The organism is Pseudomonas flavocrustae (assembly GCF_029872515.1).
Taxonomy (GTDB): domain Bacteria; phylum Pseudomonadota; class Gammaproteobacteria; order Pseudomonadales; family Pseudomonadaceae; genus Chryseomonas; species Chryseomonas aestiva.
Map to the genome: position 1 here is coordinate 49,387 of NZ_JAPDIQ010000005.1, position 14,413 is coordinate 63,799.

The following is a 14,413-nucleotide window of genomic DNA, read 5'->3' on the forward strand; positions in this document are numbered from 1 at the left end:
GCGGGCAGGCGAGGGGCGGGGTTAGAATCGGTCCTCCTTTTCTCCAAAGAATCCCCCAGCACAGGTAGCCAAAGGATGCGCAAGGATAAAAAGCAGGTCATCGGTGAAGAGATCAGCGACGAGCAGATCAAGCTGTTTCTCGCGGTCGAGCCGGCGGACGATACCCCCGCGTCTCTGCACAAGCTGGTCAAGGCCTATCGCGGCCTGCGCCCGGATGACTTCGAGCGCTTCGTCGGCTTCTTCGTCGAGGCCGGCTACGACCTGGATGCCCGTAACGACCAGGGTGAAGACTTCATCGAGCTGATCCGTAGTCATCGCCAGGCCGAGCCCTACATCGACGCCCTGCGCGCCGCCCACGCCTAAATGGCCGCATAAAAAAGAAACCCCGCCATGGCGGGGTTTCTTTTTGCCTGGTGAACGGGCCGCCTGAGCGGCCCGTCGGCCATCAGGCGTCGCGGTTGCGGGTCAGCAGCGCGGGCTTCTCGCTGCGCGGCCGGCTTGGCATCTCTTCCAACTGCTCCAGGGTCGGCAGGCGATCGGCACGCGACGGCTTGTGCACGATCTTCGGCTGCGGCTTGTTCGACGCCCGCTCTTCCGTGGCATAGGCGCGCGGCTCGCTGGGCGCGGCTTCATAGGGCCGGGCGGCACGGGGCTGACCGTTCTGACCACGCCGCTTGCCGGGCTGCTGCTGTTGCTGGCTGCGCGGACCGCGGGCAGCGCCCTGGCCCTGGCCTTGACCCTGACGGGGCTGGCCCTGGCCGCCGGTCGTGGCGGCGCGCGGCGCGCTGCCGCCGTTGCCACTGCGCGGACCCTTGCGGCCCTTGCCCTGGTAGGGACTCACGTAGTCGACGCTGTTGCCGAAGTTGTCGTAGGCGTCATCCAGAAATTCTTCCGGATCACGATTGCGCGGCTGCTGAGCAACGGCCTGGCCGGGTTGCACGGCGGCCTTGTCCTGGCCGGCGTCATCGCGATCGCGGCGGTCGCGACGATTGCGGGAACGCCCCTTGCGCTCGCCCTGGGGCTGAGCGCCGGACTGCTCGCCACCGGCGGCCTTGCCCGGGTTCTGGGCTTGACCCTGACCCTGGCCTCTACCTTCGCTGCGCGCCGGCTTGTCGGCCTTCTTCTGGCGATTCTGCTGCGGCTTGCCACGCGGTTCGCGGGGTGCCCGGACTTCCGGCTGCTCGGGCGGCACGGACTGCGGGTCGAAGCCCTGCATGTCGCCGTCCTGGATGCTCTGCTTGGTCAGGCGCTCGATGGCCTTGAGCAGCTTCTCTTCGTCCGGGGAGACCAGCGAAATGGCTTCGCCGCTGCGACCGGCCCGACCGGTGCGGCCAATACGGTGGACATAGTCTTCCTCGACATTGGGCAGCTCGAAGTTGACCACGTGGGGCAACTGATCGATGTCCAGGCCGCGAGCGGCGATGTCGGTGGCGACGAGGACACGAACCTCATTGCTCTTGAAGTCGGCCAGGGCCTTGGTGCGGGCGTTCTGGCTCTTGTTGCCATGGATCGGCGCCGATGGCAGGCCGTGCTTGTTCAGGTACTCGGCCAGGCGGTTGGCGCCGTGCTTGGTCCGGGTGAACACCAGCACCTGTTCCCAGGCGCCCAGGGTGATCAGGTGGGCGAGCAGGGCGCGCTTCTGGTTGGCGGGGATGCGGAACAGCCGCTGCTCGATGCGCTCGACGGTGGTATTCGGCGGGGTGACCTCGATCCGCTCGGGATCCTGCAGCAGCTTGCCGGCGAGGTCGGTGATGTCCTTGGAGAAGGTGGCCGAGAACAGCAGGTTCTGGCGGCGGGCCGGCAGACGGGCCAGGACCTTCTTCACATCGTGGATGAAGCCCATGTCGAGCATGCGGTCGGCTTCGTCCAGCACCAGGACCTCGATGGCGGACAGATCGACGCTCTGCTGACCGGCGAGGTCCAGCAGGCGACCCGGGCAGGCGACGAGCACGTCGACACCCTTGGCCAGGGCGGTGACCTGCGGCTTGAGGCCGACGCCACCGAAGACGCAGGCGCTGCGCATGGGCAGGTCGCGGGCGTACACCTTGAAGCTGTCGTGGACCTGGGCCGCCAGTTCACGGGTCGGCGTCAGCACCAGCACGCGGGGCTGCTTGGCCACATAGTGGTGACCATCGGGATGACCGTTGGGAAACAGGCGCTCGAGCACCGGCAGCGCGAAGCCACCGGTCTTGCCGGTGCCGGTCTGGGCAGCCACCATCAGATCGCGACCCTGCAGGACGGCCGGAATGGCGCGTTGCTGAACAGGCGTGGGATTCGTGTAGCCAGCGTCTTCCACAGCGCGGGCAAGGGCCTCGGAGAGACCGAGGGAAATGAAGGACATGCGGGGTTCCTGTCTCTGTCGGCGTCCCGCCGACGTGGGGGCGCGGTTGCGCTGCCGGTTGACGTCCGAAAGGCTTGGGACGTCTCGCCCACCCTCGTCATCCTGCGCTGGATGACGAGTCGGACGATGACCGATAGCGGTAATCACGATTGGGTAAAGTCGCCGCCAGTTCGCCTGGCCGACTTCAAAAACCGAGGTTTCGCCAGATGGCGATACACGGCTCCGCTTGGTTCAGGGTATAGAAGTGCACACCGGGTGCCCCACCTTCGAGCAGTCGCTCGCAGAGGTCGGTCATGACTTCTTCGCCAAAGGCCTGGATGCTCTGGGTGTCGTCACCGTAGGCTTCCAGTTGCTTCCGCAGCCAGCGTGGCAGTTCAGCGCCACAGGCATCGGAGAAGCGCGCCAACTTGCTGTAGTTGGTGATCGGCATGACGCCAGGGATCACTGGGGCTTCGACTCCCAGTTTGCGGACACGTTCCACAAAATGGAAGTAGCAATCGGCGTTGAAGAAGTACTGGGTGACCGCGCGGTCAGCACCGGCCTGCATCTTGTACACGAAATTGCGCACGTCGTCCGTAAAGCTGCGCGCCTGCGGATGGGTTTCCGGATAGGCGGCGACTTCGATATGGAAGTGATCACCGGTTTCCTCGCGGATGAAGGCGACCAGATCGCTGGCGTGGCGCAATTCGCCACCGCCGGACAGGCCCATGCCGGACGGCAGGTCGCCGCGCAGGGCGACGATACGGTTGATGCCGGCTTCCCGGTACTGCTGCAGCAACTCGCGCAGCTTGGCCTTGCTGTCACCGACGCACGACAGGTGCGGTGCGGTCGGCACCCCGACCTCGTCGTTGAGCTGGCGCACGGTGCGATAGGTACCGTCGCGGGTCGAACCGCCGGCGCCATAGGTGCAGGAAAAGAACTCCGGCCCATGACTTGCCAGTTGCCGCGCCGTGGCGATCAGCTTCTCGTGGCCCGCTTCGGTCTTGCAGGGAAAGAATTCGAAACTCAGACTGGGTTTCACGTCGTCTCTCTCGTGGGCGGCCACCCGCTCCGGGGAACGGGTGGCCTGGCCATCAGTAGCGGTAGCTGTCGGGCTTGAAGGGGCCTTCCTGGGTCACGCCGATGTACTTGGCCTGAGCTTCGGTCAGACGGGTCACCACGCCACCGAAGCCCTTCACCATTTCCAGCGCCACTTCTTCGTCGAGCTTCTTGGGCAGGACCATGACGGTGACGTTGGCGGTCTTCTCCGCGACCGGCAGGTCGGCGAACTTCTCCTGGAACAGGTGAATCTGCGCCAGCACCTGGTTGGCGAAGGAGCCGTCCATGATGCGGCTGGGGTGGCCGGTGGCGTTGCCCAGGTTCACCAGGCGGCCTTCGGCCAGCAGGATCAGGTAGTCGTCGTTGGCCGAGTCGACGGTCAGACCGGTGCGGTGGATCTTGTGCACCTGCGGCTTCACCTCTTCCCAGCCCCAGTGCTGGCGCATGAAGGCGGTGTCGATCTCGTTGTCGAAGTGACCGATGTTGCACACCAGGGCGCGCTTCTTCAGCGCCTTGAGCATGTTGGCGTCACAGACGTTGACGTTGCCAGTGGTGGTGACGATCAGGTCGATCTTGCCCAGCAGGGCGCGATCCACCGAGGCTTCGGTGCCGTCGTTCAGGCCATCGACATAGGGCGAGACCAGCTCGTAGCCGTCCATGCAGGCCTGCATGGCGCAGATCGGGTCGACTTCCGAGACCTTGACGATCATGCCTTCCTGACGCAGCGAGGCGGCCGAGCCCTTGCCTACGTCGCCGTAGCCGATCACCAGCGCCTGCTTGCCGGACAGCAGGTGGTCGGTGGCGCGCTTGATGGCGTCGTTGAGGCTGTGGCGGCAACCGTACTTGTTGTCGTTCTTGCTCTTGGTGACCGAGTCGTTGACGTTGATCGCCGGGACCTTGAGGGTGCCGTCCTTGAGCATGTCCAGCAGGCGGTGTACGCCAGTGGTGGTCTCTTCGGTGATGCCGTGGACGCGCTCCAGCACCTGCGGATACTTGTCGTGCAGGATCTGGGTCAGGTCACCGCCGTCGTCCAGCACCATGTTGGCGTCCCAGGGCTGGCCGTCCTTGAGGATGGTCTGCTCGATGCACCACTCGTATTCGGCTTCGGTCTCGCCCTTCCAGGCGAACACCGGGATACCGGCGGCGGCGATGGCGGCGGCGGCCTGGTCCTGGGTGGAGAAGATGTTGCAGCTGGACCAGCGCACTTCGGCGCCCAGGGCCACCAGGGTCTCGATGAGCACGGCGGTCTGGATGGTCATGTGGATGCAGCCGAGGATCTTGGCACCGGCCAGGGGTTGTTCGCCGGCGTACTTGCCACGCAGTGCCATGAGGGCGGGCATTTCCGATTCGGCGATGATGACTTCGCGACGACCCCAGTCGGCCAGGGAGATGTCGGCGACCTTGAAATCGTTGAAAGCGGCAGGCGTGAGGACAGCGCTCATTGAAGAGTCTCCATTCGTTAGGTGCGAATGGGCGCCGTTGATGCGTTCTGATAACGCTCCGTTCGAGCCTGACAACGTCTGACGTCATGCCGGCCGTGATGCCCGCGCCAGCGGCGGGTCGGCTAGGATGGGATAACGCAGCGTGCTGCAGCGCCCCTCGAACGGAAGGCGGGGCGGCCTGGTGGCCGCGATGCGCGGGCAGTATAACGAGGATCGCGATAAACCCAAAGGGTGGCGCTCTGCCTCATGTCGACCGGAATCTACCGCGCGCACCCTGATCTGATGCCCCAACCCCCCTGGAAATTCAAGGAGCCCTGATGAACTTCCATACCCGCAAGTGGGTGAAACCCGAAGACCTCAACGCCAATGGCACCCTGTTCGGCGGCAGTCTGCTGAAATGGATCGACGAGGAGGCGGCGATCTACGCCATCGTGCAGCTGGAAAATCCCAAGGTGGTGACCAAGTACATCTCGGAGATCAACTTCATCAGCGCCTCGCGTCAGGGCGACATCATCGAGCTGGGCATCACCGCCACCGAGTTCGGGCGTACCTCCATCACCCTGAGATGCGAGGTGCGCAACAAGATCACCCGCAAGAGCATCCTCACCATCGACAAGATCGTCTTCGTCAATCTCGACGAGGAAGGCAATCCGGTGCCCCATGGCAAGACCCGGATCACCTATGTCGAGGACAGGTTCAAGGAGTCGCCTTGAGGCCGGCGCGGGTCACGTCCAGGCGCCGCCGCTCGGCCCAGTAGAGCAGCAATTCACGCAGTTGCGAGAGTTCGATCGGCTTGCCCATGTGGCCGTCCATGCCGGCCTCCTGGGCGCGATCCTTGTGCTCGGCGAGGATATGCGCGGTCAGGGCCACCACCGGGGTGCGCGAACGATGATTCTGCTGTTCCCAGGCACGTAGCCGGCGGGTGGCGCCGAAGCCGTCCAGCAGGGGCATCTCGCAATCCATCAGGATGAGGTCGTAGGTGTTCTGCTGGAGCTTTTCGAAGGCCTCCAGGCCGTTGCTCACGGTATCGGGTTCGACGCCGAGCTTCTTCAGCATGCCGCGGATCACCTTGACCGAGATGCTGTTGTCCTCGGCCACCAGCACGCGGAAGTCGCTGGGGATGCCGCTGGGCTGTTCCTGGGGCTCGGGCTCGCTGACCCGCTGGCCGCGGCGCGACAGTTCGTCGGCCAGGGTGGCTCTGAGGGTATAGCCGGCCACCGGCTTGGCCAGCACCCGCTTGATGCCGGCGTTGCGGGCAATGACCTTGCTCGGCGCGTTGCTCAGCCCGGTGAGCATGATCAGCAGCAGGTCGTGGTTGAGATTCTCGTCTTCGTTGATGCGCGCGGCGAGCTGCATGCCGGTCATGCCCGGCATCTGCTGATCGAGCAGCACCACATCGAAGTATTCCCGCAGGTGCGACTGGGTACGCAGCAGGGCCAGGGCCTCGCGCCCGGAGGCGGCGGTCACCGCCTGCATGCCCCAGGCGCTGCACTGCTGCTGCAGGACCTTGCGGCAGAGTTCGTTGTCGTCGACCACCAGCACCCGCACGTCCTGCAGCGGATAGTCGCTGTCGCCGCGCGACAGGACCAGCGCCTGAGCCGGGATGGGCAGGCTGATCCAGAAGCTGGAACCGCCCTCGGCGTTGTTCTGGATGCCGAAGTCGCCCTGCATCAGCAGCACCAGCTGGCGGGCGATGATCAGGCCGAAATCCAGGCTTTCGGTGTCGCTGGCGAGGAAGTCGCGGCGGTCGAGGTGGGTGGACAGCAGCTGGCGACTGAGCGCCGCGTCCAGCGGCGTGCCGCTGTCCTGCACCGAGATGCGCAGGCGTGGTGGCTGGCCGGTGGCCTCTTCCAGTGAGATCACCAGCAGGATCTCGCCTTCCTCGGTGCGCTGGAAGGCGTTTTCCAGCAGGTTGAGCAGGATCTGGCGCAAGCGGGTCGGGTCGCCGATGAAACGGCGCGGCACCTGGGGCTGGATGAAGCTGAGCAGTTCGACCCGGTGCTCCTCGGCACGCGGCCGGAAGATGTCCAGGCAGTCGTCGAGCAGGGCATTGAGGTCGAAGGTGACCTCCTCGAGTTCGATCTGGCCGCTTTCCAGGCGGGTGATGTCGATGATCTCGTTGATCAGGTTGAGCAGCTCGGCGCCGGCGCTGTGGATGGTCTGCACATAGTCGCGCTGCTTGGCCGACAGCGCCGTGCCCTGCAGCAATTCGGTCATGCCCAGCACGCCGTTCATGGGCGTGCGGATCTCGTGACTGATGCGCGAGAGAAATTCGGCCTTGCCCTTGAGCTCCGCATGGTCCGTGGCTCTGTCACGGGTACGGGTGAAATGTTCCTCGCGCAGATAGCGACGCCGCTCCTCCAGGGCCAGGGTCAGCAGGATGCCGCTGAGCATGCAGCTGGCGATCAGGCCGCGGCCCATCCACACCGGTGGATTGGCGTAGCCGGCCAGGATCGGCAGCGCGATCAGCCCGGCCAGGGCCAGCAGGGCGCAGCTCATCACCAACAGCCGCCCATAGCGGGCGCCCTGGTGCCAGCGCTCCAGCGCGATGATCAGGCAGGCGCACAGTGCCAGGCCATTGACCGCCATCAGCCAGTCGCCGACATAGAATTCGCCGGCGGCGATACGCACCACGGCGGCCAGGCCGACCAGGGCCAGCAGACCCCGCAGCGTGCGGCGGACCCACAGCGGCAGCCGTCGCCAGCCGAAGAAGGCGCCCACGAGATTCAGCCCGGCGGCGCTGCAGGCCAGCACCGACAGATCGGTCAGCAGCGGCGTCTGGCCCTTGAAGGTGCCCAGGAAGAACTTGCTCAGTCCGAAGATGTTCAGGGCCACGCAGACCAGCATCACCAGCAGCAGGGTGAGGGCGCTGGTGGCGCGACTGCGGTGGTAGAGCAGCTGGGCGCCGTTGTACAGCGCCAGCATGGCCAGGCAGCCGAGCAACACGCCGAACATCACCAGGCGATGGGTGATCTCGGCTTCGGCACTGCTGCTCAGGGTCAGGGCGATCCGCATCGGCTGGGGCGATTCGAATCTCAGGAAGAGGTCGAGCGGCTGATCGCTCTGTGGAATCGGAAAGACGAAGTCGCGACTGAGTTGCTGCGGATTGAGCAGCGGCCGCGACAGGCCGTCGCGGATCTCGCTGAGCAACTGGTCATCGCGATAGGCGAAGAAATCCAGATAGCCGACGTTGGGCGAAATGATGCGCAGCAGCCGCTGCTGGGCGTCGGGCTGGATGCGGGTGTGCAGCCAGAGCGCACCGGAACCGGCTGGGCGGTGGGCCCTGGCGGTGGTCAGCGGTTTGAAGGCGGACAGCCGATCACGGACATCGTCGAGCGAGAATTCGCCGGTGACGTCCTCGTACTGCGCCCAGCCCGCATCCGGCGAATTCTCGGCTTGCACGGAATTGGCCACCAGCAGCAACAGCAGCCAGCTGACCACAAAGCCTATGGCGATCCAGAGCCGGTGCACGAGAGTTCCCTTCGCAAATGCGGACGTCGAGTATAGACCAGCCCGTCACGTCTGTTGACGTAACAGTGTAACAGGCTGATCCCTTAGGCGAGCTTCACTGTCGCTCGCGAGCGATGGCGCGGTAGCCGATGTCGCTGCGGTAGAAGCAGCCCTGCCAGGAGATTTCCCGGGCCAGCGCAGCGGCGTTCTGCTGGGCGGCGGAGACCGTTTCGCCCAGAGCCGTGGCGCACAGCACCCGACCGCCGGCGGTGACGACCTGACCGTCGCGCAGGCCGGTGCCGGCGTGGAACACCTTGCCCGGCAGCGCTGCGGCGGCCTCGAGACCGGCGATGGCGTCACCCTTGGCATAGTCGCCCGGATAGCCGCCAGCGGCCAGGACGATGCCCAGGCTCGGACGTGCATCCCAGCAGGCTTCGATCTTGTCGAGGGCCTCGGCCAGGGCGGCCTCCACCAGCAGCACCAGGCTGGACTGCAGGCGCAGCATCACCGGCTGGGTCTCGGGATCGCCGAACCGGCAGTTGAATTCGATGACCTTGGGTGCGCCACTCTGGTCGATCATCAGGCCGGCATAGAGGAAGCCGGTGTAGACATTGCCTTCGCTGGCCATGCCGGCCACGGTGGGTTCGATGATCTCGCGCATGACCCGGTCATGGACCGCCGCGGTCACCACCGGCGCCGGGGAGTAGGCGCCCATGCCGCCGGTGTTGGGACCGCTGTCGCCGTCGCCGACGCGCTTGTGGTCCTGGCTGGTGGCCATCGGCAGCACGTTCTTGCCATCCACCATGACGATGAAGCTGGCTTCCTCGCCATCGAGGAATTCCTCTATCACCACTCGCGCACCGGCATCGCCGAAGGCATTGCCGGAGAGCATGTCACGCACGGCGTCCTCGGCTTCGGCCAGGGTCATGGCGACGATCACGCCCTTGCCGGCGGCCAGGCCATCGGCCTTGATCACGATGGGCGCACCCTGCTCGCGCAGATAGGCCAGCGCCGGCTCCACCTCGGTGAAGTTGGCGTAGGCGGCGGTGGGGATCTGATGGCGCGCGAGGAAATCCTTGGTGAAGGCCTTGGAGCCTTCCAGTTGCGCCGCGCCGGCGGTGGGGCCGAAGCAGGGCAGGCCCCGGCTGCGGAACAGGTCGACCACGCCGGCCACCAGCGGCGCCTCGGGACCAACGATGGTCAGCTCGACGTTGGCGGCGGCGAAATCGGCCAGTTGCTCCAGGGCCAGGACGTCGAGGGCGACGTTCTCGCACTTGGCTTCGGTGGCGGTGCCGGCGTTGCCGGGGGCGACGTAGACCTTGGTGACCCGGGTGTCCTGGGCGACCTTCCAGGCCAGGGCGTGTTCGCGACCGCCGTTGCCGATGATGAGTACGTTCATGAAGCTTTCCTCTGGGCGGGCGCTGGGCACGTCCGCCACGCAAATGGGTCGACGGCGAAGGCTGCGGCCCTCGCCGTGGCGGGCCTTAGTGGCGGAAGTGGCGCATGCCGGTGAAGACCATGGCGATGCCGGCTTCGTCGGCGGCGGCGATCACCTCGGCGTCGCGCATGGAGCCCCCCGGCTGGATCACCGCGGTGATGCCGTTGGCCGCGGCGTTGTCGATGCCGTCGCGGAAGGGGAAGAAGGCGTCCGAGGCCATGACCGCGCCGGCCACGGCCAGACCGGCGTGCTCGGCCTTGATGGCGGCGATGCGCGCCGAGTTGACGCGGCTCATCTGGCCGGCGCCGATGCCCACGGTCTGCTGGCCCTTGGCGTAGACGATGGCATTGGATTTGACGAACTTGGCCACCTTCCAGGCGAAGATCAGGTCCTGCAGCTCCTGCTCGCTGGGCGCGCGGCGGGTCACCACCTTGAGGTCGTCGGCGGTGATCATGGCGATGTCGCGGCTCTGCACCAGCAGGCCGCCGTTGACGCGCTTGAGGTCCAGGCCGGGCTTGCGCTCGGCGGGCCACTCGCCGCACTCCAGCAGGCGGACGTTGGCCTTGGCCGCGACGACTTCGCGGGCTTCGGCGCTGACGCGCGGGGCGATGATCACCTCGACGAACTGGCGCTCGACGATGGCGCGGGCGGTCTCGGCGTCCAGTTCGCGGTTGAAGGCGATGATGCCGCCGAAGGCCGATTCGCTGTCGGTGGCATAGGCCAGTTCATAGGCCTGGCGGATGTCGCCGGCCACGGCCACGCCGCAGGGGTTGGCATGCTTGACGATGACGCAGGCCGGTTCCCCGTAGCTCTTCACGGTTTCCAGGGCGGCATCGGTGTCGGCGACGTTGTTGAAGGACAGTTCCTTGCCCTGCAGCTGGGTGGCGGTGGCCACGCAGGCTTCGCTGGCGTGCTCGACATAGAAGGCCGCCTGCTGGTGCGGATTCTCGCCGTATCTCATGTCCTGCGCCTTGATGAACTGGGCGCTGAAGGTCCGCGGGAAGGCGGCGCGGCCGTCGGTGGTCAGGGTCTCGGCCTGCTGGTCGATACTGCCCAGGTAGTTGGCGATCATGCCGTCGTAGGCGGCGGTGTGCTCGAAGGCCTTGAGCGCCAGATCGAAGCGCTGGGCATAGGTCAGGCCACCGGCCTTGAGGTCGTCGAGGATGGCCGCGTAGTCACTGGCATTGACCACGATGGCGACATCCTTGTGGTTCTTCGCCGCGCTGCGGACCATGGTCGGGCCGCCGATGTCGATGTTTTCGATGGCATCGGCCAGGCTGCAGCCCGGCTTGGCCACGGTGGCGGCGAAGGGATAGAGGTTGACCGCGACCAGGTCGATCGGGCGGATGCCGTGCTCGCTCATCACCTCGTGGTCGACGCCGCGACGACCGAGGATGCCGCCGTGGATCTTCGGGTGCAGGGTCTTGACGCGACCGTCCATCATCTCCGGGAAGCCGGTGTAGTCGGCGACTTCCACCGCTGGGATGCCTTCATCGCGCAGCAGCTTGTAGGTACCGCCGGTGGACAGGATTTCCACGCCGATGGCCGCGAGTTCGCGGGCGAAGTCGACGACGCCCGTCTTGTCGGACACGCTGATCAGCGCACGGCGGACGGGGAGGCGAGAGGTCTGGTCGGTCATGGTCATGTCCATCAGGAGGAGAAAGACCGCCGGTCAAGCCCCCTGGGCCGCCGGCGATGAGGCGGATCAGAGCAGGTCGTACTGCTTGAGCTTCTTGCGCAGGGTGCCGCGATTGAGCCCGAGCATCTCCGATGCCTTGGTCTGGTTGCCCTTGACGTAATTCATCACGCTTTCGAGCAGGGGTGCTTCCACTTCGCAGAGCACCATGTTGTAGACGTCGGTCACCGGCTGCCCATCGAGGTGGGCGAAATAGTTGCGCAGCGCCTTTTCCACGCTGTCGCGCAGCGTCTGACCCTCCTGCAGGGGAGCGGTCAGGTGCTGCTTGAGGTCGCCGTTGTCACTCACAGGCGCTGTTCCAGTCAAAGTCTCGGTCATCGAATTCATGCCACCTGCTTCCCGGTCGGGGGCTGCGCGAAGAACGCGCGAATGCTGGCGTGCTGGGCTTGGGTGTCTTGCAGTCGGTTGAACTGGGCGCGCGATTCCGCGGCGCCCGGCCGGTCGGCCAGGTACCAGCCGACGTGCTTGCGGGCGATGCGTACGCCCATTTCCGCGCCGTAGAAGGCATGCAGGGCGTCGAGGTGTTCCAGCAGGATGGCCTCCACCTCGGCATCACCGGGCGCCGCCAGGTGCTCGCCGGTCGCCAGGTAGTGGGCGATCTCGCGGAAGATCCAGGGGCGCCCCTGGGCGGCGCGGCCGATCAGCAGGCCGTCGCAGCCGGTGTGTTCGAGCACCCAGCGGGCCTTTTCCGGGCTGTCGATGTCGCCGTTGGCGAACACCGGGATATCGACCGCCTGCTTGATGGCGGCGATGGTGTCGTACTCGGCGGCGCCGAGAAAACGGTCGTCCCGGGTGCGGCCATGCACGGCGAGGGCCTGGATGCCCGCGGCTTCGGCCAGCTGCGCGATGCGCAGGCCGTTGCGATTGTCGGGATTCCAGCCGGTGCGGATCTTCAGGGTCACGGGGACGTCGACGGCGGCCACCACGGCGGCGAGGATCTCGGCCACCAGGGCCTCATCCTTCATCAGCGCGGAGCCGGCGGCCTTGTTGCAGACCTTTTTCGCCGGGCAGCCCATGTTGATGTCGATGATCTGGGCACCCAGTTCGACATTGCGCCGGGCCGCCTCGGCCAGCATCGCCGGATCGCCGCCGGCGATCTGCACCGAACGCGGTTCCTGCTCGCTGGCGTGGATCAGGCGCAGCCGCGACTTGCGGCTGTCGTAGAGCCGCACGTCACTGGTCACCATTTCCGACACGGCCATGCCGGCGCCGAGTGCCAGGCACAGGCGACGGAAGGGCAGGTCGGTGACCCCGGCCATGGGCGCGAGAATCAGCGGATTGGGCAAGGTATAAGGGCCGATGCGTACCATCGACATATCTTTTTCCCTGGCGAATAGGCGCCTGTTCCGCCTGCGCCGGAAACCGGCCGCGGACAGGGGCTGCTGTGCTTGAAAAGGGTTGGGAATGATACCCGCTCACCGCCTCCGGATAAAGCGCGAGTTGGCTAGTTTATGAGCAATTCCCCCTGGAGCTACTCTGGCGAGAAGAAGCTCAGGCTGTAATTCACGGCTCGCGGGCCGGGGTCGAGAATGTCCAGGGCGATGTGGATCGGCGTCTGCGGCGGCATCTCGTCCTGGCCTTTCAGTTCGCCATTCAGGTATTCGCCCGGCTTGAAGCGGCGGCTGGCGAGCAGTTGGCCATTGAGGTCGGCGAAGCGCAATTCCAGCAGCGGGAAGGGCTGCGAGAAGGGTGCCCGGTTGTAGAGAATGGCATCGACGCGCAGCGCCCCGGAAAACTGCGGGTGGCTGCGCACCACCAGGTTGCTGCTGCGGATCTGCTGCACATCGACCTTGGACGGCACCTTGCAGCCGAGGCTGGCACAGGCCTGGACGAACAGCGGGCGATAGCTGTCCTGCCGCGCCAGTTCGTCGAAGTGGTAATAGACGTACTGGCCGGCCAGGCCGAGCAGTGCCAGCAGGCAGAGCAGGATCCACAGCAGGCGGCGACCCCAGCGCGGGCGCTGCGGGTGGCTGTCCAGCTGCAGCGGTTCGTCGTGCAGGTCCAGCAGCGGATCGTCCTGCCATTCCGGCTCGCTGCGCAGGCCGCTCGCGGCCTTGGCCGGCGGCGGCTCGTCGTCGCTGTCGCGAGCGGCGCTGAGGGATTCGGCAGCCGGCTCCTGCCAGTCGTCGAGGCGGCCCAGGCCGGGTTCGGCGCGTTCGTCGTCGTCGGCTTCGACCCGGCCGAGCGCGGGCTCCTGGCGTTCGGCCGGCGCGGCGGTGAGGGGCGCGGGCGGCGTAGCCGGGGCGGGCTTCAGCGGGGCGCGCACGGCCGCGAGCGGAGCCACCGGCGCTACGGCAGGCAAGGGGCTGATGGCGGGCTCGGTCTCGGGCACCGGTGCGTAGGCCGGCTCGGGCTCGGGCTCGAGTTGCGGTTCCGGCTCGGCGGCGGTAAGGGACAGGGGCTCGGACTCAGGCTCCGCCTCGGGCGCGGCCCGCAGTCGCAGCGACTCCGGCTCGGGTTCGCGCTCGGCGGAGACGGCGCCGAGCGACGGCAGCTCGTAGGCCTCTTCGTCGTCCTGGGGGCGACGGGCAGCCAGCCCCAGGGCCGGTGCCGGCTCTTCCTGCGGCGTGGTCATGGCGGGCGGTGCGGCCAAGGCGGCAGGCGCCATGGGAGCGACCGGCGTGCGGCGCTGTTCTTCCAGGGCGCCCAGGCGGGCGACCTCGGCGTCCAGCTCCAGGTGGCTCAGGTCCAGTTCGTCATGGGGCCAGGCCGCTTCGCTGGGCGTGGGCGCCGGCGCGGCCACGGGTGGCGCGGGCGCGGGTTCAGGGGCCGTCAGGGGCGCGGCCTGGTTGCTGGCGTTGAACACTTCCAGGCAGACGCCACAGCGTACGTCGCCATCCGCGGCGGCCAGGTGTTCCTGGGTGACACGGAAGCGGGTATGGCAATGCGGACACTGGGCGACGAGGGATTCGGTCATGGCGAGGCGACAGCCAGGGAGTGAAGCGCGCTAGTGTACCCGAAGGCCCTGGCGAAAGAAGGGCCTCCACCGGGCCGCCGGGTGAGCGGAC

General features: G+C 66.6%; 11 protein-coding genes and 1 riboswitch. Of the genes, 2 read left to right on the forward strand and 9 right to left on the reverse strand.

The window, feature by feature from the left end; genetic code table 11:
- Window positions 1-75: 75 nt before the first annotated feature.
- Window positions 76-363 carry a PA4642 family protein gene (locus OMP44_RS12610; protein WP_007161573.1) on the forward strand — a complete coding sequence of 96 codons (288 nt, stop codon included), beginning with the start codon at window positions 76-78 and terminating at the stop codon, window positions 361-363.
- Window positions 364-445: 82 nt separating this feature from the next.
- Here the strand turns inward: OMP44_RS12610 and rhlE2 are convergent, their stop codons facing one another.
- The 3 genes from rhlE2 to ahcY form a co-directional block, all read right to left on the reverse strand.
- Window positions 446-2,341, reverse strand: coding sequence for an RNA helicase RhlE2 (rhlE2, locus tag OMP44_RS12615; RefSeq protein ID WP_133861535.1), 1,896 nt, complete (start codon window positions 2,339-2,341; stop codon window positions 446-448).
- A gap of 184 nt (window positions 2,342-2,525) precedes the next feature.
- Window positions 2,526-3,362, reverse strand: a complete 837-nt coding sequence (metF, locus tag OMP44_RS12620) for a methylenetetrahydrofolate reductase [NAD(P)H] (RefSeq protein WP_280308609.1) — start codon at window positions 3,360-3,362, stop codon at window positions 2,526-2,528.
- Window positions 3,363-3,414: 52 nt separating this feature from the next.
- Window positions 3,415-4,821 carry an adenosylhomocysteinase gene (ahcY, locus tag OMP44_RS12625; RefSeq protein ID WP_133861533.1) on the reverse strand — a complete coding sequence of 469 codons (1,407 nt, stop codon included), beginning with the start codon at window positions 4,819-4,821 and terminating at the stop codon, window positions 3,415-3,417.
- Between the two features lie 22 nt (window positions 4,822-4,843).
- A riboswitch (S-adenosyl-L-homocysteine riboswitch) is annotated at window positions 4,844-4,986 on the reverse strand.
- 152 nt (window positions 4,987-5,138) lie between these two features.
- On the opposite strand from ahcY, the gene OMP44_RS12630 reads away from it, so the two are divergent.
- Window positions 5,139-5,534, forward strand: a complete 396-nt coding sequence (locus OMP44_RS12630; protein WP_064309293.1) for an acyl-CoA thioesterase — start codon at window positions 5,139-5,141, stop codon at window positions 5,532-5,534.
- Here the strand turns inward: OMP44_RS12630 and OMP44_RS12635 are convergent.
- The 6 genes from OMP44_RS12635 to OMP44_RS12660 form a co-directional block, all read right to left on the reverse strand.
- Window positions 5,518-8,292, reverse strand: coding sequence for a hybrid sensor histidine kinase/response regulator (locus OMP44_RS12635; protein WP_280308616.1), 2,775 nt, complete (start codon window positions 8,290-8,292; stop codon window positions 5,518-5,520). The two genes, OMP44_RS12630 and OMP44_RS12635, sit on opposite strands and share 17 nt — an antisense overlap.
- Before the next feature lie 94 nt (window positions 8,293-8,386).
- Complete coding sequence (gene purD, locus OMP44_RS12640) at window positions 8,387-9,670, reverse strand: phosphoribosylamine--glycine ligase (RefSeq protein ID WP_280308618.1); 1,284 nt, start codon at window positions 9,668-9,670, stop codon at window positions 8,387-8,389.
- Window positions 9,671-9,755: 85 nt separating this feature from the next.
- Entirely contained in the window at window positions 9,756-11,348 is a 1,593-nt protein-coding gene (purH, locus tag OMP44_RS12645; RefSeq protein WP_133861530.1) for a bifunctional phosphoribosylaminoimidazolecarboxamide formyltransferase/IMP cyclohydrolase, read from the reverse strand.
- Window positions 11,349-11,414: 66 nt separating this feature from the next.
- Window positions 11,415-11,732: a DNA-binding transcriptional regulator Fis gene (fis, locus tag OMP44_RS12650; RefSeq protein ID WP_026083845.1), complete on the reverse strand. Its 318-nt coding sequence runs from the start codon at window positions 11,730-11,732 to the stop codon at window positions 11,415-11,417.
- Window positions 11,729-12,721 (reverse strand): tRNA dihydrouridine synthase DusB, encoded by a 993-nt coding sequence (gene dusB, locus OMP44_RS12655; RefSeq protein WP_187980400.1) that lies wholly within the window; start codon window positions 12,719-12,721, stop codon window positions 11,729-11,731. The genes fis and dusB overlap by 4 nt, the downstream gene beginning before the upstream one ends.
- 155 nt (window positions 12,722-12,876) lie before the next feature.
- Window positions 12,877-14,322 (reverse strand): DUF3426 domain-containing protein, encoded by a 1,446-nt coding sequence (locus tag OMP44_RS12660; RefSeq protein ID WP_280308627.1) that lies wholly within the window; start codon window positions 14,320-14,322, stop codon window positions 12,877-12,879.
- Between the last annotated feature and the right edge of the window lie 91 nt (window positions 14,323-14,413).